This is a genomic window from Kribbella sp. NBC_01245 (assembly GCF_036226525.1).
GTDB lineage: Bacteria > Actinomycetota > Actinomycetes > Propionibacteriales > Kribbellaceae > Kribbella.
Genome location: NZ_CP108487.1, coordinates 1017172 through 1036934, shown reverse-complemented (window position 1 = coordinate 1036934; position 19763 = coordinate 1017172). Strand labels below are relative to the sequence as shown.

The window sequence follows — 19763 nt, the reverse complement described above, 5'->3', positions numbered from 1 at the left end:
AGCTCCTTCAAGCAGAGGTCTAGTGGCCGGCGCTCTGGCCGCCGTCGACATGCAGGACCTCGCCGGTGACGAACGGCGCATCCTCGAGATAGGTGATGGCTCCAACGACATCGGAGACGTCGCCGATGGTGCCGACCGGGTGCAGACCTGCCAGCGCCGCGTGCGTCTCCTCCGGGTGCATCGGCGTACGGATGATGCCGAGGCCGACGGTGTTGACCCGGATCCCGCGGGCGGCGTACTCGATCGCCAGCGACTTGGTGACCGCGTTCAGGCCGCCCTTGGTCAGCGAGGCGAGGGCGGACGGAACGTTGGTGTTGGCGTGGTCGACCAGGCTGGTCGACACGTTGACGATGTGGCCGCCGTCCCGGTCGAGCATCACCTTGATCGCGGCCTGGGTGACCTCGAAGAAGCCGCGCAGGTTCACCCCGGCCACCAGGTCGAACTCCTCATCTGTGTACTCGGTGAACGGCTTGGCCATGAAGACGCCGGCGTTGTTTATCAGGGTGTCGATCCGGCCGAAGGACCGCAGTCCCTGCTCGATGATCCGGTTGCCGACGCCGGGCGAGGCGATGTCACCGGGTACGGCGAGGACGAATGGGTCGTCGGAGGGCTCGATGGATCTCGAGTTCGCCACGACGGCGTACCCGAGCTTGCGGTAGGCGGTCACCAGCCCGGCGCCGATGCCCTGGGATGCTCCGGTGATGACTGCGACTTTCTGGGTGTTCACTGTCCGGCCCTCTTCTGTGATCGGTGGAGAGCGATCGTTCTCCGTTGATCCGATGGTGGCGCGGCTCCGACTGGCTTTCCACGACTTGTTGCCTCCCTGCTGAGAGGCAGCGCCTACGATCAGCAGATGGAACTGCGGCAGATCCGGTACTTCGTCGCGGTGGCCGATGAACTCAACTTCGGCCGTGCCGCCGCCACCTTGCACATCGCGGGGCCATCGCTGTCGCAGCAGATCAAGGCGCTGGAACGCGATCTCGGCATTCGCCTGTTCAACCGCGACCGTCGCTCGGTCACGCTCACCTCGTCCGGCGAGGCGCTCCTCGCGCCCGCCCGCGACCTGCTGAAACAAGCCGATGAGCTCCGTCGCTCGGCGGCCGGCCTCTCGAAAGCGGAGCCGGTCCGCCTTGGATACGTCAGCTGGCACCCACCGGACCTGCTCACCCGCGTCGCCGGGATCGCGCAACTGCGTATCGACGCGTGGGTCATGCCGTCCCACACCCAGGCCGCGCGCGTCGCCGACGGCAGTGTCGACCTGGCGATCGCCTGGATCAAGACCTCCGCGCTCACCGATCAGGGCCTGGAGGCACGCTTCATCGGCGCCGACCGCCTGTACGCCGTATCGCCCGGCCCCGACGACTCACCGGTCCGTGCGAAGGATGTCGTCGTACTCGTCGACTCCGACATCGCGACCTGGTCCTCGTGGAACGACTACGCCGAGGAGTGGGCCCGCGCGACCGGAGCGCGCCTGGAGTACGTCGACGACGGCGGCCTCACCGGCCCCGCCTTCCACGAACACATCCGCCGCCTCCGCCGCCCGGTCCTCAACAACCCGAAGCGCACCACGACGCAGACCCCGCCAGACCTGACCGAACGCCCGGTGGTCGAGCCGGCGCCGTACTGGACCTGGTCTCTCATCTCTCGCCGCGCCGACCCGCGCGCAGCGATCCAGTCCACCATCCACGCCCTGACCGACGACATCCCACCCCTCTGCGCGGACCTCTCGACCTGCTGGCTGCCGGCGGAGGATCCCTACCGGTAGGTGGTCCATCCACGCACCACCGCGCGAGGAGTGCTCGCGCGGTGAACGGCTGCGGGGTTAGAGGATGCCGCGGTCTGCGAATGCCTTTTGGACGACGGCGGCCTGCCTGGCGCCGTACATCGACTGTGCGGTAGCAACCGTCTGCCGGGCCGCAGCGGCGAAGGTGGTGTCCGGAGCGAAGGCGAACTGAGCGTTGACGATGATCCGGTCGGCCGCCGTCGGGCCGAGCGCGGTGCGGATCTGGAACAGCGCCTGCGACCAGATCTCCCCGTCCGCGTGTACCCGGCCTACGACGTCCTCCGGGTAGTGCTTGCCGGTGTCCAGACGACGCAGGCAGTGCGGAACCGTCGACGTGTACGACGTCGCGTCCCAGTCCATCACACAGGCCAGCGGCGCTTTCACCGCGACGCCGTACTTCTTCGCCACCCAGTCGCCGACGGTCACCGCGAAGTAGTCGCCCCACGCCTCGCCGATCGCGCCGGCCTCGAGCGAGGCGCCGAAGCCCGCCACCTGGGCGTCATGTACGGCGTGCCCCAACTCGTGGACGATCACCTCGCCGTCCTCGGCGTCGTCCACGCCGCCCTTGCCGAGGGTGATCGTGTCGTGCTTGTCCCAGGAGAACGAGTTGTCGAGGCCGTACTGGTCGACCTTGTAGTCCTGGCTCTCGGCGTTCACCGGCGGCAGCTCGCTGCCGAAGCCGAGCGACTGCAGGTACTTCTGTGCCTCAGTGCCCCAGAAGTACGACATCACCTGCTCGAACTGGTCGTCGTGCCGGTTGTAGAAGTAGGTGCCGTTCGTGCTGTATGCCGGGGTGCCGGTGCTGCTCCGAACGTTCGCCCAGCTACCGCGCAGGTAGCCGGAGCCGTCCAAGTCGGTCAGGGTCACCTCGTAGTACTCACCGCGGGGAACCGCCGTCGCCGAGTCCTTTTGGTCGGTGAGGGACTGGTCACCACTGGACTGCACCGGGTTCGGAATGAAGACCAGCGCCTTCGCGGTGGTGTTGCCGGCCGGCGGCTTCGCACTGGCGACGGACGCCGTCAGCGCGGGCGCCAGGGTCAGGGCCGCGGTCGCGGTCAGGGCGAGCGTGGTGGTCCAGGTCTTCGGCGCCATCGGAGCCTCCGTATCGACGCAGGGGTATGCCGTCACAACGTAAGTCGCGCGCTTAAGTGGAGGAAGGGCGAATGCAAAGGTTCAGGGATTCCCTGCACTGACGGTCACTGCAGCGAGCGGAAGTCGTTGATCCAGGCGTAGCCCGGCGTGGCTGTGCCGTCGGCGCGTGGTCGCACTGTTAGGGGCGCGAACACGCTGTTCAGCAGCCAGGGTGTTTTGGTGGCGCTCCAGTTGGCCGTCATCGATGGGATCTGGCGGAAGCCGTACGTCGCGACGGCGAGCCTGCCCGTACTGCGGAACCGCGCCATTTCGTCGCGCAGCAAGTGCTTCCTGGACTCGAACCATGGACTCTGGGACAGGAGATCGTTCCACTTTTGCGCGGGGAACGGCTGCTTGATCGCCTCGCCGATGACCTGCCACACCTGGACGTCCGGCGAGTAGCCGTAATGCCGTGCGAAGGCGGCCGGGATCCGATCGGTCAGGTGCTGTTGCCAGTGCCAGACGATGGAGAACTCGGTGACCAGGAAGGTCTGATCGGGCCGAAGGCGCGGCAGCGTGTAGTCGAGGAAGTCCTGGATCCGGGCCTCGTCGCGCACGTGCGGATGGAGGTCCACGCCCTCGATGGCTGGCGTTCTGCGGGCGAACGCGAGGTAGCGCTCGACGGCGGGAGTGCGCTGCTCGGGGAGATCCAGCCGGTTCAGCGCTCCCATGTACAGATGGGTGGAATACGGGGCGGGACTGTTGTTCGCCCGGGCCGCGATCACGTGGCGCGCCACGGTCTCGTAGAACTCGTTCAGCCGCTGGTCGCGTTGGCTCGGCATGCTTTCGATGAACGGTTCGTTGCCGATCGTCACGATGTCGGCCGTCCCGAGCACGAGCGGCAGGATGCGGTCCAGGCGCCCGAGTTCGGCGGTCATCTCCGCGCTGCCCGGTCGTGGAAAGGCGACGTCGGTCTTGGGAAACTTCAAGCTCAGGATGGTCCGGAAGCCCCGCTCGTGTGCCTCGCGGATCACCCGGAGGCCGGCGCTCTGCTCGGGCGGCACGTCGTCGGCCTCGTTCACGGCGTAGAAGCCACGGATCCAGGTAGCGTGAGCCGAGTTCAGCTCGCCATAGTTCAGCTGGTCCAGATTCTCGTTGAAGTTGGCCCCGAGCGCACCGAGCGCGGGCAACGGTTGCATCCGGCGCCCTCGTCGTTGGACGTAGATGCGGTTGCTCGCCGGCCCGGTCCACTCCAGGCGTACGACGCCCGGCACCGCCGCCTCGCCGATGCGTGCCGGGTCGGCCCAATAGCCGAAGGCCGGATTGCGGAAGAACGTCGCCCACAGTTGGCCGCTCGCGTCCTCGAAGAGGTTGTTGTGGCCGGCGCCGACACCCGCGGTCCACCGTTTCGAGTACGGCCCTTCGAAGTGATCGGAGACCGCCAGCACAGCGTCGTACTGGTACTGAACGCGCCCCGGCCCGGGCGGGTCGTAGGCGTTCCGCGTGGTGCCGTCGGCGTTGGTCGAGGCGCGGTCCCACGCAGCGTGCAAAAGGTAGTACTTGCCACCGTGCTTGAAGACGTACGACCCCTCAAGATAGGGCTCGGGTGAGTACGGGCTCTGCTGGAACTTGGGCAAGGCGGTAGTGGGGACGATGTCTTCCAGGTCGTCGCGGAATCTGGCGTACAGGTCGTTGTGCAGCACCAGCCACGCGTCGTCGCCTTCGGTGTAGAGGCTCCCGTCGATGTGGTGGTAGGCGCCGGGCTCGATGAACTTCGGCCCGCCGATGAAGGAGTCCCCGAACGGCTTCTCGACGTTGCCCTCGGCAAGGCGGTACGGACCCTCGACCCCGCCCTCGCTGATGAGGAGGAAGGAGCCGACCTTGCGAGAGTGGTCGCCCATGCAGGCGACGATGTACCAGGTGCCGCGGAAGTAGTGCAGCTCCGGGGCCCAGACCTGGCCGCGTTTGCCGAACTGGTCGTCGTACCAGAACTCCTGCCACGGTGCGACCACGGTGCGCCCGGCCCGGTTCTCGCCGACGAACTCGGACGACCAGACTTTGCCCTTCTCCGCGTCGGGCCTGATTCCGGACGTGTCGGCGAGCCGCCACGGTCCATGCAGCGATGGCGCGAGCCAAACGAAGATTCCGTCGTTCCACGGTCCGGCCGCAGGGAGTCCGGGGACACGCGTCGTACCCGTTGCAACGTACAGCGGCCGGCCGTCGACGACGAAGCAGTTGACGTAGGTGTCGCGCATCCACACCCGCCCAAGTTCCTCATCGCGGGGGCGGAGCTCGAGCGGCAGCACGAAGGAGTTGTCCTCTCGCGGCCACAGGTCGGTCCGGGTGTCAGCCAGGCCGTACGGCGCGAGCTCGGGCCAGGGTGCTGGGTAGCGCCGCCCCCACGCCGGGTCCACCGACTCGAGTCCAGGTGCGGGGGCGCCGGACGCCGCACCGGAGGGCAGCATCGCCGCTCCGGCCAAACCGGCCAGACCGCTCAGGACGGACCGCCGGCCAACGGGAAAGCCGTTCTCATGACTGGTCATGCGCGAGATCTCCTTGGGTCGTGACAATGGAGGCATCCGTCATCGCGCGCCGCCCTGGTAGCTGGCCTCGTCGAGCCCGCTCAAGGTGGGGTCGTAGGCGACGTCGCCGACGTCGTACATCGAGGTCATCCAGTGGTAGAAGTTGTCGCCACGGTCACGCAGCACGGTGTACAGCCGCCGCATCAGCTGGTTGCGGACCTCGGCCAGCTCGGGGAGCCGGTAGACGTTCAGCAGTTCGTCCGGATCGGCCGACAGGTCGTACAGCTCGTTGACGGAGTCGGGGTTGACGATCAGTTTGTAGCGATCGGTGCGCAACATCCGTTGTGGGTAAGGGAAATGGTGTCCGTGGAACTCGCAGACGATGTCGTCGTCCCACTCTGCCTCGCCTCCGCTGACCAGTGGGAGCAGGCTGCGTGAGTCGATCGCGGGCTTGGGGTCGATACCGGCCAGTTCGAGAATGGTCGCGGTGCAGTCGAGCAAACTGACGAACTCCGACCGCACCACGCCCGCGGGCGCGCCGGGGACCCGGAGCAGACCCGGGGTTCGGTAGATGTCTTCGTACATCGCCGGCCCCTTGTCGTGCAGCCGATGTGCCCCGGTGAACTCGCCGTGATCGCAGGTGAAGAACACTGCCGTGTCGTCGACCAGACCGAGTCGCTCCATCGCGTCCATCACCCGGCCGATCTGCCGGTCGATGAGCGCGACATATCCCCAGTAGGCGGCGATCAGCTTGCGGGTGGCCTCGATCGGCATGGTGTCGAACGTCCAGTGCGCGCTGTAGTTGCGCTGCACCGGCGGCTTGCCTTCGAAGGTCTCCGCGATCGAACGTGGCAGCTCGATGTCCGCCGGGTCGAACAGGTCGAAGTACTCGTCGGGAAGGATGTAGGGCAGGTGTGGACCGAAGAAGTGCAGTGCGAGGAAGAACGGCGGGCCGTCGTCGCGCTGGTCCGCGGCGTACCGCTCGAGCATCTCGATGGCCCTGGTCGCCAGGTAGTGCTCGAAGGTCGCTTCGACCGGTTGATGCAGGCGGGCGGCGAGCAGGTTGCCTGGTCCGCCGTTCGGTAGCGTGCCCCGGATGTGGTCACTGATCCGGTACGGCGGGAGGTCGTGCTCGGCCAGGTAGGCCAGGTAGTCCGGGTGATCGACTGGATTGTGCCAGCCGGGCAGATGCGTACCGTCGAACCCGAAGTCGGCGGCCGTACGATGCGTCCCGACGTGCCATTTGCCGATCAGCCCACAGTTGTAGCCCTTCTCGCGCAGCGCGGCAGAGAAGGTGAATTGGCCGTCGGCCAGATCTTCGATGTAGCCGACGTTGCGTTCGTGGTTGGCCAGCAGCTTGTGCCGGAAGGGGGCCTGACCGGTCAGCAGGCTGGCCCGGGCCGGTGTGCAGATCGCGGTCGGCGTGTACCAGCGATCGAACCTGGTGCCCGTGCGGGCGAGTTCGTCGAGCACCGGCGTGGCGGCCAGACTGTTGCCATAGGCACCGAGTGTGTCGGCCCGGTGCTGGTCGGTCATCAGGAACAGGATGTTGGCCGGCTTCGTCACTGGGCGGCCGCCGTGAACAGGTCGCCGGTGTAGTACGTCTTCGGATCCACCGGCTGCTCCAGCTTCCCGGCCTGGACGAAGTAGTCGTTCATCCCGGTCAGCCATTTCACGATCGTGCCGTCCTTGGTCATCGTGTCGAGCTCGTCGACGCTGAGAATCTTGACGTTCGCCGCGTCGGCCTTGACCTGGTCCGGACTGACGCCGAGCATCTCGGCGGTCAGCTCAATGGTCTTGTCGGTGTTGGCCGACCGGAACTGCATCGCCTCCCGCAGCACCGCGAGCACCTTCTTGGTCTTGTCCGGCTCCTTGGCAACGACGTCGTTGCCGGCCACGAACGCGGTCGGGAACGAGACCTGCGCTTCGAAGTCGGAGTTCTTCGCCAGCTCCGCGAGCTCCGGCACCTGCTTCTTGATGGTGGCGATCGCCGGGTACCAGAAACCGGCCGCGTCGATCTTCTTCGACGAGAACGCCGACACGATCGTCGACGCGTCCATCGGCACCACCTTGACGTCGGCCTTCGTCATCCCGGCCTTCTGCAGCGCAAGGGTGAGGATCATGTCGCCGGAGGTGCCCTCTGGTACGCCGATGGTCTTGCCCTTCAGCTGTTCCATCGAGTTGACGCCCGGCTGGGCGATCACCCGGTCGGCATTGCCGAGGGTGTTCACGGCCACGACCTTGGCCTGCCCCGTCGCGGGCAGCCACATGGCACCTGGCCCGATATAGCCGAAGTCGAGGTCGCCGGTACCGAGAGCCTGGATCTGCAGCGGGCCGTTGGTGAACACCTTCGCGTTCGCCTTGAGGCCGTGCTTCTTCCACAGTTCCTGGTCGTTGGCGACGGCGATCAGGCTGGTGCCGTTGAAGTCCCCGATGTAACCGAAGTTCACGTCCTCGGTGCCGCCGGCCGCGCTGCCGTCGTCGCCACACGCGACGGCCGTGGTGATCAATACGATGCCCGCGACAGCAGCGAAAAAGCGCCGGCGGGTCGGTGAGAAAGCCATCTATAGGTCCTTTTTGATCAGGCCGTCGGTGACGGCAGCGGTCGGGCCGTCCTGGTGGTAGACCGAGCGCCAGACGCGGTTGCGCAGCGCGGCGAACGCCGGACTGAGCCGGAACTCCTCCGACCTCGGATAGGGCAGGTTGACCTCGACGACGTCGTAGATGCGTCCCGGCCGGGCAGCCATCACGATCACCCGGTTGGCCAGGAACACCGCCTCGTCCACGTCGTGGGTGATGAACAGGACGGTGCGCCGTTCCTTGCTCCACGTGTCCAGCAGCTGTTCCTGGAGCTTGACCCGGGTGAGCGCGTCGAGCGCGCCGAACGGCTCATCCATCAGCAGGATCGACGGGTCGACGGCGTACGCCCGGGCGATCGCACAGCGCTGCCGCATGCCGCCGGACAGCATCTTCGGGAGCGCGTCGGCGAACTGCTGCAACCCGACCATGTCGATGAAGTACTGCGCTCGCTCTCGCCGTTCGGCCCTGGACACCCCCGCGGTCCGCAGGCCGAACTCGACGTTCTGGCGCACCGTCAGCCAGGGAAACAGCGCGTACTGCTGGAAGATCACGCCCCGCTCGGGTGACGGACCGGACACCGGTACGGCGTCGACCAGGGCCCGGCCGTGCGTCGGCTCCTCCAGGCCCGCGAGGATGTTCATCAACGTGCTCTTGCCGCAGCCGGACGGACCGACGACGGTGACGAACTCGTTGTCGCCGATGTCGAGCGACACGTTTCCGAGCGCGGTGAACGTCTCCTGGCCGAGGGGGAACGTCTTCGTCACGCCCTGAACCGAGATCTTGGCGGTGGTGGTCATCGGCGCTCCTGCCATCCGGTGAGCTTGCGCTCGGTCATCAGCAGCAGCCGGTCCATCACAAGCCCGAGGATGCCGATCGAAATCAGGCCGACGAAGATGGTCGGCAGGTCGTAGTACAACTGGGCGTTCTGCATCCGGTACCCCAGGCCCTGCTGCGCCGCGATCAATTCGGCGGCGACCAGCGTTGCCCAGGCGGAGCCCAGTCCGACCCGCATGCCGACCAGAATGAACGGCGTCGAGGCGGGCACCACCACGCGCAGGAAAATCGTGAGGTCGTTCGCGCCGAGCACCCGTGCCGCGTTGATCAGCGTCCGGTCGACGTTCACGACCCCCTGGAAGGTCGAGATCACGCAGGCGAGGAACGCGGCGAGAAAGATCACGAAGATCTTGGGCGCCTCGCCGATGCCCATCAGCACGATGGCGAGCGGAATGATCGCCAGCGGCGGAATCGTGCGGAAGAACTGGACCCATGGTTCGACCAGGCCCCGCACCGCGGGGTACCACCCCATCAGGAAGCCGATCGGGACAGCCGCGGCGGTGCCCAGGGCGAATCCGGTCACGACCCTGATCAGACTGGCGAGGACGTCCTCGCCGAGGGTGCCGTTGCCGATCAAGGTCACTGCCCGGCCGACCACCTCCGGCGGTGTCGGCAGTTTGAGACCCGAGACTGCGAGGGCCCACCAGACAGCGATGCCGAGGAGCACGGAGAGCACGTTCAAGCCGCCGAGCGGAATCCGGCGCCGCCGCGTGCCGCGGATGGTGGTCGGCGCCGCCGGCGGGCCGTCCTGCGGCAGAGCGGACGGCGCCGAGGCGGCGCGATTTCTAGTGAGCACGGCCATGAGCCATTCCTTCAGAGGTATCGGCGCGGTCGGACGCGTCGGTTTCGGGGTAGCCCGCCAGCAATGGGCTGTTGTGGAACAGCGCTGCCAGTGCGCCGAGAGCGCCGGCGTCCTCACCGAGCTCCGCGGCCCGGACCGGCGGCCGCGCGACGCCACTGGGGAACAATTCGTACGCGACCGTGGCGGCGGCCTGCTGCACGATGACCGGCGCGATCCTGGTGATCTCACCACCGATCACGATTCTGGCCGGGTTCAACGTCATCGCCGCTCGTCCCACCACTTCACCGACGGCGGCGGCCGCGTCCCGTAGTACTTGATCGACGACCGGATGCGAACGGTGAACGGCTGCCTGCAGGTCGTCGAGGCTGCTCACCGCGACACCGCTGGACTGACAGGTGGCAAGGATGGCCGGAACGGAGGCAACAGTCTCGAGACAGCCGAGCTTGCCGCAGCGGCACTGCTTGCCGTCCGGTTTCACGGTCACGTGACCGAACTCGCCGGCCAGACCGTTCGAGCCGGTGACCAGCCGGCCACCCACGACCAGCCCGCCGCCGACTCCGTCACCGAGGCGCACGTACAGCAGGTCCTCGACCCAGTGGTCACCGCTGATCGCCTCGGCCAGCGCCGCCAGCCTGGTGTTGTTGTCGACGATCGCCGGAGCGTCGAATCGATGGATGAAGGCGGCGTCCACGCCGTCGGCCCACGGCTGCCCCACGGCGTCGCCGGCGAGGCGCGGCCTGGCGGTCGGAGGAGTCGGGTACGGCCCGGGAACGCCGATCCCGATGCCCTGGAGAGCGCCGAAGTGAACGCGCGCCTCCGTACTCAGCTGATCGATCAACGTGAACGCCCGCTCGATCCGGGTCGGCCAGGGGGTGTCGTTCTCGTACGGCGTCGAGCCCGACAGCAAGATCTCGTGCGAGGCGTCAGCCACCACGACGTGGACCCGCCGATGACCGAAGTCAACGCCCATGAACTGACCGGAGCCCGGGTCGAGGGCCAGTCGCTCGGCCGGCCGCCCGCTGCCCGCGCGGTACCCCGCGTCGGTGCTCACGACCACGATCGCGCCACGGTGCAGCAGGCTGCCGGTGATCTCTGACATCGTCGACCGCGACAGACCGACCACCTCGGCGATCTCGCCTCTGCTCATCGCGCCGCCCTCGCGGAGGGCGCGCAGCACGCGGTCTTCATGGGTACGCCGGACGAGGGCGTGGACGCCGTACGGGCTGGACATGACCGCACTGTAGGAGCGGGCCAATTTTTCCGACAAGGGTCCGGACAAATGAACTGCCGATTTGTGCGGACGCTCTACGGAAGGCTCGTGAAGACCGCCTGATTCCAGTGCTAACGTCGGCGACGTCCTGGCGCCGAACGGTCTCGGCGAGCCGATCGGTGGTGTCCTGAGGAGGAGAAGGGTGGCCGACCACGCTTGCTGTGCTCCGGCGCGGGCGTCGTCCAGTGCGGGCTCGCAGGCCGAGGTCGCTCCATCGGCCTCAGCCGGGGATGACCTGCCGCAGGTCCGGATCGAGGCAGGCACCTTCCTGATGGGAACGGCCGACCCGGATGGATTCCCGGCGGACGGCGAAGGCCCGGTGCGGCCGGTCAGTCTGGACGACTACTCGATCGGGGTCACTGCGGTCACCAACGCCCAGTTCGCGGCCTTCGTCGAGGACACGGAGTACGTCACCGAGGCCGAGCGATTCGGCTGGAGCTTCGTCTTCGCCGGTTTCCTACCGGCCGAGATCCGCAAGGTGAGCCAACGGCCGGCGGCGACTCCGTGGTGGTGTGGGGTGACCGGTGCCGACTGGCGGAGGCCGGAGGGCCCGCAATCGGACCTGGCCGGCCGGCCCGATCACCCTGTGGTCCACGTGTCCTGGACGGACGCGCTGAACTTCTGCCGCTGGGCGGGCAGCCGGCTCCCGACCGAAGCCGAGTGGGAGCGCGCGGCCCGTGGCGGACTGGAGCAGCAGCGCTACCCCTGGGGCGACGAGCTCACCCCGGGCGGCGAACATCGTTGCAACATCTGGCAGGGAACCTTCCCCACCAAGAACACCGCCGAGGACGGCCACCGGGGTACGGCGCCGGTCCGCAGCTATCCGCCGAACGGATTCGGACTGTACGAAGTTTCCGGCAACGTCTGGGAGTGGACAGCGGACCACTGGGACACGGGCGAAAACCGGGTCATGCGCGGCGGGTCCTACCTGTGCCACGCGTCGTACTGCAACCGCTATCGCGTCGGCGCCCGCTCCTCCAACGAACCATCCAGTTCAGCCGGGAACGTGGGCTTCCGCTGCGCCTGGTGACGGGTCTTGCCTACGCGGTTGGAGCGGGCCGGAGTGGCTCGCCGTTGAGGTCGGTTTGGTTCGCGGTGCTCCACCAGAGCTCGCCGAAGGCGGTCAGGTACGGGTACCAGCCGTTCACCCCAACGCCGTTGTCCAGGGCTTCAGCGGTATCCGTCAGGTATGCACCCAACGTAGGCCAGGCGCCGTCGAAGGAACCGGTGCCGTCGTGCACTGCCCAGCCCAACCGCTCGTACCCCGGCCCCGACCGCAGGTCGATCACCTGCGAGTCCCCGTCGGCGCCGGCGAATGGCAGCCACAGCTCGTGCCACCAGGGCTCATCGCCCGGTTCGGCTGGGGTAAGACCGTCGAAACCCTCAGCGACGTCCATACACATCTGCCGGTGTTCGACGATACCCGCTACCGACAGCGGCGGGTTCTCGGGAAGGACGTTCGCCCATTTGAGCAAGCCGTCGTGGCGGCGCAGCGATTCGATCAGCTCGGCTGGAAAAGTCAGCCCCAGCGTGACCTGCGCAGCGGCGATCTCACCCGGGTCGGCTGGTGGCGCGAGCACGGCTGCGCTGACCGGCGCGTGCCGCCCAAGCCAGCCCTCGATCCGCGCCCACGCCTCGGTCACCACGCCCATGCGCAGAGGCTAGCGAAACTCGACCTGAAGGCGGCGGATTCGGTGGTTGGAGGTGACCCGGTTAGGGTCTGCCGGGTGTCCATTTTCGATGTCGCCGCACCAGACCAGATCCCGCCGGACGTAGAGGAACGCGCTTGGCGCGATGTGTCCGATGTCGGCGTCGCCGCCGCACGGGTCGAGTGGGCGGGCGCCGCGCGGGAGATGCTGCTCGTCGCGGCCAGGAAGTACCAGGCTGTCGTGCAGCAAAAGGCCATCGCCACCGGCGTACAGGAGCTGACCGGCATCCGCACCAAGCAGCCGGCCCGGCACTGGATCGGTGGCGTGCTCGCCGAGGTGTCTGCGGAGAGCCTGCGGCTGGGTGAGCCGATGTTGTCGGCTCTTTGCGTCAACCCCGACGAGAGCGTCTTCGACGGGTACGCCGCGATCGTGGGTGCCGCAACCGGTACCACTCCCCCGGACCCGGATGTACACGCCTCCCACGAGCGCCTCGCCAGCTACCGTCTCTTCGAGGCGGCCGGCCTGCCCGCGGGTGGTGGCAGCCCGATGATCCCGCCGAAGCTCGGCGCCGCCCGCGCGCGAGCCCGCAAGGCCGCGATCGCCGAACGCCCGATCAACAAGTGCCCCCTGTGCAACCTGCAGACTCCAGCCAACGGAATCTGCGACACCTGCGAATGATCGCCGACGTCACCACACGGGGCGCGCCCCGTGTGGTGACGAGTTCAATGTGTCGAGCGGCGACTCCGAACTGTCAGTGCGATGGCGGACACGAGAAACCAGAAAGCGCCGAAGGCGGAGTAACCCGCGACAGTGGATAGGCCGCTCGTCGCTGAGGTGGACATCCCGGCGAAGGTGACGCCGGCGAGGACGGATAGTCCGCCGCTGATGATCATGGGCCACTGGGCGCCGACGACGTGTCGGCGCCGGACCGCCACCACGAGCTGGATTGCTCCGGAGAACAGGGCCCAGACGCCGAAGACGAGAAGTGTCTTGCCAACGGTGGAGAAGGCTGCGACAAGCATCCCGACGGCCGCGGCAAGGCCAAGGGCAACGTTGACTGCACCGACGCGGTTCGTAGCGGCGACGCCGGCCATCCTTCGCTCGATAAGCGTGGCGATGGCGTCCCACAGGGGGTAGATGGTGAGCAGCACTGCCGCGATCACCGTGGGCTTGTCCGTCGACACGAGTGAGGTGGAGGTCGTGAAGACGAGCGCCACCCAGATCAGGGAGAAGACGGTTCGGATCAGGTAGACGGATCGGAGCTCGGAGGCCGACGTCGTGGTCGAAGGTGCGGTGGTCTGAGTCATCGAGTGTCCCTGCGTGGATCGTGATGGTGTGAGGCGGTTCGTCTCGCTGACGAGTCTCGGCGTTCTCGAGCAGGACCGTGTACTTCGAACGAAGTACTTGGCCGCAACGCGCGTGAACGAGAATCAGGTCATGGTCAAGGCGCAGAGCAAGGACGACGAGGCCGCCGTACCCCTGTGGATCCGCCGTCCCGACCTGGTGAACCTCGTGGCCTATGCAGTGGCCGGGCTCGTCTTCACCGGCCAGGTCGTGGCGGTGATACTGCGCGGGTCTGACTGGCCGACAGCTTTCTCCGTCTTGCTCGCAGGCGGCGGCGTCGCCCTCTCATGGTGGAAGCCGTGGGCAGGGCTGGTCGTGACCAGCGCAACCGCCTTCGTCGTCACGGCGGTGGGCGACGACCCCCTGTCGCTGTGGATGATGGCGGTGCTCGTGCTGTTCTCGGTCACCTTCCGGGGAAAGCATCCGCTGGCCGGAACCACGATCGTGGCGGCGTCCTTCCTGGGCGCATTCATGACGGTGGGAGGATTTCGGGGCGGGGCGATCGTCGGAACCGCCGCCCTCTTCTCGGCCATCGCAGGCGGTGCGACAGGGGCCGCGCTCCGCATCTACCGAGACCACTGGTGGACCCTGGAGGAACGGGCTCAAAGTGCCATCGCCACCCGCGAGATCGAGGCCACCCGACGAGTGACCGAAGAACGACTCCGCATCGCCCGTGACCTGCACGACGTCATGGGCCATCAGGTCGCGATGCTCAGCGTGCACCTCGGTGTGGCGGAGATAGGGCTGCCTCAGGGCGCCGAGTCGTCCCGGCAGGCCCTCGTCTCAGCCAGGTCCAGCGCCCGCACCGTGGTCGTCGAGACGCAACGGATCCTCGCGCTCCTCCGCCGCGGAGACGACATCTCCGGCGACGAGGCGCTCCGGCCCACGCCGGCTCTCAGCGGCTTGGAAGGACTGATCGCCTCGTTCAGGAGTATCGGCCTCGATGTGCAACCCTCGCTCGATGTCCCCGCCGATTTCGTGGAGCCCAGCGTCGGCGTGACGGTCTACCGGGTCGTACAAGAAGCACTCACGAATGCCCACCGGCACGGAGACGGGACGGCGACGGTGGAGGTACGCGAGCGCGAGGGCAGGATCTGCGTCACCGTGGAGAACCGCATCGGTCATTCGCCGCGCGGTTCCAACTCGGGCAGCCGGCTCGGGCTGGTGGGGATGCGTGAGCGCGTCGAGTCCTCCGGTGGGCGGCTGACGATCGACAACGCCGACGGGCGCTTCCGCGTCAGTGCGGACTTCAGCCCTCTGGGAGCCGTCGGCTGATGACGCGAGTACTGATCGTCGACGACCAGGACGACATGAGGGCCGGCATTCGGGGGATGCTCCTGCTCGACCCCAGCCTCGTCGTGGTGGCAGACCTTTCGGATGGACTCCAGGTCGTCCCCTTCTTGCGCGAGCACCCGGTCGACCTGGTCCTGATGGACATCAGGATGCCCGGTATCGACGGCGTCGAGGCGACCCGCCGGATCCGGAGCGAGTACCCGGCCGAGCAAGTACGGGTGATCGTGCTGACCACTTTCGACCAGGACGAGATTGTTCTTGCGGCCCTCCGCGCCGGCGCCAACGGCTTCCTGAGCAAGACCGTCAGCCCTGGTGAACTCGTCGCCGGGATCGCCGAGGTGGTCACCGGTGGCGGGGCGCTCTCCGCAGCGGCGACCGCTGCGCTCATCGGCCACATGACGGACAGGCCGGCCGCGGTCGCCGATCAGGAACTGCTTCATCGCTTCCGCGCCCTGACCCCGCGGGAAAGGGAGGTCGTCGTCCTCATCGCCAGCGGACTCGCCAACGACGAGATCGCGGCCCAGATGTTCGTATCACCGTTCACCGTTAAGACCCATGCCGTGCGAGCCATGACAAAGGTAGGCGCACGAGATCGAGCACAACTTGTCTCGTTCACCTTCCTAGCCGGTCTCTACCCCTGAAACGATTGATCGATGGCAGGGCAGACTGGTGTCGTGCCAGCGCCATCATCGTCACCCGACTCTTTCGCCACCGCTCCGGATGGGGCGCGGATCGCCTGCCAACTGGAAGGTGCCGAAGGCAACCAACCGCCGCTGCTCCTCCTCGCCGGGCAGTCGAACAGCCACCATTGGTGGGACCCGGTCCGTGACGACTTCGCTCGTCGAACGATCACCATCGACTACCGCGGCAGTGGCGCAAGCGACAAGCCGGACGAGCCCTACTCGACGCCCGGCTTCGCCGCGGACGTGGTCGCCGTCCTGGACCACCTTGGACTTCGCCAGGTGGACGTCTACGGCACGTCGATGGGCGGCCGGGTCGCGCAGTGGGTTGCCGTGCTGTACCCGGACCGCGTCCGCGCGCTCGTGCTCGGCTGTACGTCGCCGGGTAAGGCGCACGGCTTCGAGCGCAGCCAGGAGATCCGCCGAGCCCTCGCCAATCCCGACCAGGCTGCACGGGACGACGTACTGGCTGACCTGATGTACACGCCACAGTGGCGACGGCGGCACCCCGGGCCGTACCCGGTACTCGGCGACACCGCGATGCCGGCATACGCGAAGGGCCGGCACCTGGTCGCAAGCAACAGCCATGAGGCGTGGGCGGAGCTGCCGTCGATCAAGGCGCCGACGCTGGTCCTGCACGGCACCGACGACGTCTTCAGCCCGGCGGCGAACGCTCGACTGCTGGCCGACCGCATCCCCGACGCCCGCGCGGAGCTGATCCAGGGCGCCCGGCACGCGTACTTCCACGAGTTCCAGGCCGTCGCGAGCCCACTGGTGACCGACTTCCTAGCCGCACCCTGACGGGCGCTCCTCCTGCCGGGACTTGCCCACAACTACCTGCCCGTTATGAGGTGTACGGGTTGTAGTAGTTCTCGCAGTCGGTGTTCCCATAGTCCTGGGTTTGCCTGTCGAACTCCACGACGCATAAATGCAGATACTTGATCCACCGCGGCGAGACGGCGATTTCGATCGGTTCGAAAGCTTTCCCGTCCCCGCCCTCGTCCCTGCATCCGCCGGCGTCGTACGCGGCTCCAAACTCCGTGGCGTAGCCGCCATTCATGTAGTACGCCCTGTACTCGATGTAGGCGCCGTAGTTGTCGCCCGGGCAGATGTCGTTGATCCGTCCAGTGACGACGACCTTGGTGGTGTTGTGCCAGGTCAAGGTTCCCCAGGCATGGGCCTGGCCGTTGTGCGGCTCCGATCCCCATTCGCTCCGAAGGTCGAAACTGCGGGCCACGGAGGCATTCGCGGCCGGGGCTACCAGCAGGGTAAGGGGCAGGGCCAGCACGGTCAGCCCGGCCCAGATTCGTCTACTGAGCATGATCTCTCCTTCGGGTAAGACGAATGCGCGACGACGTATGCGCCGCAAGCTCTTGCCTAACAGTGGAGATGCTCGCAGCGCAGGCTTCGGAGAAGCTTCGGGAAAGCTTTGGATCGCGTCGGCCGTGGTCGCCGAACCGCAGACGAGCGATCATGGCGTCGTGCGCATTGCCTTGGCCGCAGCCGTGATCGCCCTGAGCACCGCCGGTTCCTGTACCGGCGGCGCCGAGACGGGCGCCGGTCAGGAGTCGCCGGCATCGCGGTCGGTCAGGTCGGCGGTGCCGTCGGGCGCGACGGCGAGTTCGATTCGTCCTACTCCGACTCCGCCCCGGCCGACCGGCTCGGCGACGCCTGCGCCCGCGCCGAGGTTCGACTCCGCCGCGGCGGTTGCGACGGTGCGCCAGTTGGCCGGGACGATCGGGCCGCGGGAGGCGACTAGCGCGCGGTACCGGGCGGCGGCTGACTGGCTCGCGGTTCGGCTGCGGGCGGCCGGATACGACGTACGGCGCCAGCCGGTGCGGGTGCCGGCCGGTGTGTCCTGGGGTGTCCCGGTGCCGGCCGGGCAGACCTGGAACGTTGTCGCCACCACCCCGGGCGTGGTCGCCGGCGCGCCGTACCTGCTGGTGGGCGCGCACCTGGACACCGTGCCGCAGGCGCCCGGGGCGGAGGACAACGCGTCCGGGATCGCTGTCCTGCTTGAGGTCGCGCGGGCCTTCGCCCCGTCGGGTGGCGCCCGGCCGCGGCTGCCGCTGGTGCTCGTCGCCTTCGGCGCCGAGGAGCCGCGCGGTGCCGGCGATGCGCGCCACCACTACGGCTCCCGGGCGTACGTCGCCTCGCTGCCGGCCGCGGCCCGTACGGCGCTGCGCGGCATGGTGTCGCTCGACCGGGTCGGGGTCGGGTCGGTCGTACCGGTGTGCACGGCTCGGTCCGCCGACCGGCGTTTGCAGGCGGAGCTGGTCGCGGCGGCGGCACGGGCCGGGGCCGGCACCCGCCGGTGTGCGAACCGATCCAGCGACCACTGGTCGTTCGCCCGCACCGGGCTGTCCGGCGTACGGCTCGGAAGCACGCCGTACGCCGAATATCACAGCGCCCGGGACCTTCCGCCGGTGGTGAGCCGGGCACAGCTCGACCGCACCGGCCGGCTGCTGCTCGCCTGGATCAGAGCCTGAACGCGCCGGTGTGGCCCGCCTGGATCAGGGGCTGAACGCGCCGGTGCTGTTCGCCCAGACCGGCGCCAGGATCGCCGTCGCGGTCGTGCCGGTGACCACCCGCGGCGCGAAGTCCGGGCCGATCCGGTAGGGCACCAGCTCGGCCGCCTTCAGCACCGACCCCCAGTAGGTCAGCTCCAGCAGCATGCCGCGCTGAGTCTGGACGGCGAAGTCCATGTCGAACACCAGGTTGCCGAGCGAGTGCACGACCAGTTTGTTGCCGATGGCATCGATACCCTGGACCCAATGCGGGTGGCCGCCGGCGACCAGGTCGGCACCCGCGGCCAGCGCGGCCCTGGCGACGGTGCGTTGGGCCGGGTGCGGCCGGTGGGTGTACTGCGCTCCCCAGTGCGGCAGTACGACGACAACATCCGCGGCACGGCGCAGGTTCCGGACGGCGGTGCTCAGGGCGGCGACGTCGGCCCTGTTCAGCGGCCCGGTCCGCGGCGGCATCCGCACCTCGGCCGAACCGGGCGCGGTGGCGGTCGCGCGCGGGGTCTCGCCGATCGCGTTGAACGCGATGAAGCCGAACCGGACGCCGCCCCGGGTGACGATCACCGGCCGCCAGGCCTCGGTCGAGTTGCTGCCGGCACCCACGGTGGCGAGGCCGGCGCGACGGGCGCCGGTCACCGTGTCGAGCAGGGCGCGGGTGCCGAAGTCGCCGGTGTGGTTGTTCGCCAGCGACACGACGTCGACGCCGAGTGACCGCAGCCCGGCGGCGACCGCGGATGGGGCCGCGAAAGAGTCGTTCCCCTGCCGGGGAGCTCCGGCGCGTGACATCGTGCTCTCCAGGTTCAGTACGGTGAGGTCGGCGGCGGCCAGCCGAGGGCCTAGCGCACGCAGCGGCGCGACCGGGTCGCCGGTACGCGCGGCGGCGGCCCCGACCCGGCGGCCGAGCATGACGTCGCCGCCGATCGTCACCGTCAGCACCGGCCCGGGTGGAGCCGCGCGGGTCGTCGCCGGAGTGGTCAGCGGATAGCGGCCCGGCTCCCGTAGCGGGTGGACCCCGGCGACCGTGGCCACCCGCACCGTCGGTCCGACCGCCGAGGCCGGTACGACGGCGATCGCGCGCGGATCGGCTTCAACCGTCCGGATGGCCCGCGCGGGGTCAGCCGTCCGACGTACGGCGACCAGGGCCCGGGCAGCGGCGAGGTCGAGCGCGGGTGGGACCCGGCTCGCGTGGACGGCGATCACCAGCGGTTCTCGCCCGACGGCCGGAGGCGTCGCCGGGGTGCCGCCAGTCCGGCTCGCGCTCGGCGCCGCCGTCGGGCTCGCGCTCGGTGCCGTCGTCGGACCCGCGCTCGGGCTGGTGGTCGGGGCCGCGGCCGGATCCGCCGTCGTACAGGCCGCCGTCGCGACGGTCAGTGCGAGCAAGCCAAGCAATACCCGGGCACGTTCCATCTCGCC

General features: G+C 68.3%; 19 protein-coding genes. 7 read left to right on the top strand and 12 right to left on the bottom strand.

The genetic code is table 11. The annotated features are described in order from the left end of the window. Positions 1-19: 19 nt before the first annotated feature. On the bottom strand, positions 20-727 hold the full coding sequence (locus tag OG394_RS04405) for an SDR family NAD(P)-dependent oxidoreductase (protein WP_328993559.1): 708 nt from the start codon (positions 725-727) through the stop codon (positions 20-22). A 126-nt stretch (positions 728-853) separates the two neighbouring features. On the opposite strand from OG394_RS04405, the gene OG394_RS04400 reads away from it, so the two are divergent. Further along, positions 854-1765 (top strand): LysR family transcriptional regulator, encoded by a 912-nt coding sequence (locus OG394_RS04400; protein ID WP_328993557.1) that lies wholly within the window; start codon positions 854-856, stop codon positions 1763-1765. Positions 1766-1822: 57 nt separating this feature from the next. On the opposite strand, the gene OG394_RS04395 is transcribed toward OG394_RS04400, so the two are convergent. The 7 genes from OG394_RS04395 to OG394_RS04365 form a co-directional block, all read right to left on the bottom strand. Then, complete coding sequence (locus OG394_RS04395; protein WP_328993556.1) at positions 1823-2875, bottom strand: M4 family metallopeptidase; 1053 nt, start codon at positions 2873-2875, stop codon at positions 1823-1825. A 104-nt stretch (positions 2876-2979) separates the two neighbouring features. Then, positions 2980-5397, bottom strand: a complete 2418-nt coding sequence (locus OG394_RS04390) for a family 43 glycosylhydrolase (RefSeq protein WP_328993555.1) — start codon at positions 5395-5397, stop codon at positions 2980-2982. A 39-nt stretch (positions 5398-5436) separates the two neighbouring features. Beyond that, entirely contained in the window at positions 5437-6942 is a 1506-nt protein-coding gene (locus OG394_RS04385; protein ID WP_328993554.1) for a sulfatase-like hydrolase/transferase, read from the bottom strand. Continuing rightward, on the bottom strand, positions 6939-7940 hold the full coding sequence (locus tag OG394_RS04380) for an aliphatic sulfonate ABC transporter substrate-binding protein (protein ID WP_328993553.1): 1002 nt from the start codon (positions 7938-7940) through the stop codon (positions 6939-6941). Before OG394_RS04380 ends, OG394_RS04385 begins: the two co-directional genes overlap by 4 nt. Beyond that, positions 7941-8753 (bottom strand): ABC transporter ATP-binding protein, encoded by an 813-nt coding sequence (locus tag OG394_RS04375; RefSeq protein WP_328993552.1) that lies wholly within the window; start codon positions 8751-8753, stop codon positions 7941-7943. After that, positions 8750-9592 (bottom strand): ABC transporter permease, encoded by an 843-nt coding sequence (locus OG394_RS04370; protein WP_328993551.1) that lies wholly within the window; start codon positions 9590-9592, stop codon positions 8750-8752. The genes OG394_RS04375 and OG394_RS04370 overlap by 4 nt, the downstream gene beginning before the upstream one ends. After that, a complete protein-coding gene (locus OG394_RS04365; RefSeq protein ID WP_328993550.1) occupies positions 9576-10823 on the bottom strand; it encodes an ROK family transcriptional regulator in 1248 nt (415 codons plus the stop codon). Before OG394_RS04365 ends, OG394_RS04370 begins: the two co-directional genes overlap by 17 nt. Before the next feature lie 181 nt (positions 10824-11004). Here OG394_RS04365 and OG394_RS04360 point away from each other — a divergent pair, with 181 nt between their 5' ends. After that, complete coding sequence (locus OG394_RS04360; RefSeq protein ID WP_328993549.1) at positions 11005-11892, top strand: formylglycine-generating enzyme family protein; 888 nt, start codon at positions 11005-11007, stop codon at positions 11890-11892. Between the two features lie 10 nt (positions 11893-11902). Here the strand turns inward: OG394_RS04360 and OG394_RS04355 are convergent, their stop codons facing one another. Then, a complete protein-coding gene (locus tag OG394_RS04355) occupies positions 11903-12514 on the bottom strand; it encodes an SMI1/KNR4 family protein (RefSeq protein ID WP_328993547.1) in 612 nt (203 codons plus the stop codon). 75 nt (positions 12515-12589) lie between these two features. On the opposite strand from OG394_RS04355, the gene OG394_RS04350 reads away from it, so the two are divergent. After that, complete coding sequence (locus OG394_RS04350; protein ID WP_328993546.1) at positions 12590-13189, top strand: hypothetical protein; 600 nt, start codon at positions 12590-12592, stop codon at positions 13187-13189. A gap of 44 nt (positions 13190-13233) precedes the next feature. On the opposite strand, the gene OG394_RS04345 is transcribed toward OG394_RS04350, so the two are convergent. Then, positions 13234-13818: a DUF308 domain-containing protein gene (locus OG394_RS04345; RefSeq protein WP_328993545.1), complete on the bottom strand. Its 585-nt coding sequence runs from the start codon at positions 13816-13818 to the stop codon at positions 13234-13236. 28 nt (positions 13819-13846) lie between these two features. Between OG394_RS04345 and OG394_RS04340 the strand changes: the two genes are divergently transcribed. The 3 genes from OG394_RS04340 to OG394_RS04330 are packed head-to-tail and all read left to right on the top strand — an operon-like array spanning position 13847 to position 16629. Further along, positions 13847-15130, top strand: coding sequence for a sensor histidine kinase (locus tag OG394_RS04340; protein ID WP_328993544.1), 1284 nt, complete (start codon positions 13847-13849; stop codon positions 15128-15130). Next, positions 15130-15789, top strand: a complete 660-nt coding sequence (locus tag OG394_RS04335; RefSeq protein WP_328993543.1) for a response regulator transcription factor — start codon at positions 15130-15132, stop codon at positions 15787-15789. Before OG394_RS04340 ends, OG394_RS04335 begins: the two co-directional genes overlap by 1 nt. Before the next feature lie 33 nt (positions 15790-15822). Continuing rightward, positions 15823-16629: an alpha/beta fold hydrolase gene (locus OG394_RS04330; RefSeq protein ID WP_328993542.1), complete on the top strand. Its 807-nt coding sequence runs from the start codon at positions 15823-15825 to the stop codon at positions 16627-16629. A 43-nt stretch (positions 16630-16672) separates the two neighbouring features. Here OG394_RS04330 and OG394_RS04325 read toward each other — a convergent pair whose 3' ends face one another. Further along, a complete protein-coding gene (locus OG394_RS04325) occupies positions 16673-17149 on the bottom strand; it encodes a hypothetical protein (RefSeq protein WP_328993541.1) in 477 nt (158 codons plus the stop codon). A gap of 160 nt (positions 17150-17309) precedes the next feature. Here OG394_RS04325 and OG394_RS04320 point away from each other — a divergent pair, with 160 nt between their 5' ends. After that, positions 17310-18317, top strand: coding sequence for a M28 family metallopeptidase (locus OG394_RS04320; protein ID WP_328993540.1), 1008 nt, complete (start codon positions 17310-17312; stop codon positions 18315-18317). Between the two features lie 24 nt (positions 18318-18341). On the opposite strand, the gene OG394_RS04315 is transcribed toward OG394_RS04320, so the two are convergent. Further along, positions 18342-19757, bottom strand: a complete 1416-nt coding sequence (locus tag OG394_RS04315; RefSeq protein WP_328993539.1) for a CapA family protein — start codon at positions 19755-19757, stop codon at positions 18342-18344. Positions 19758-19763: the final 6 nt, after the last annotated feature.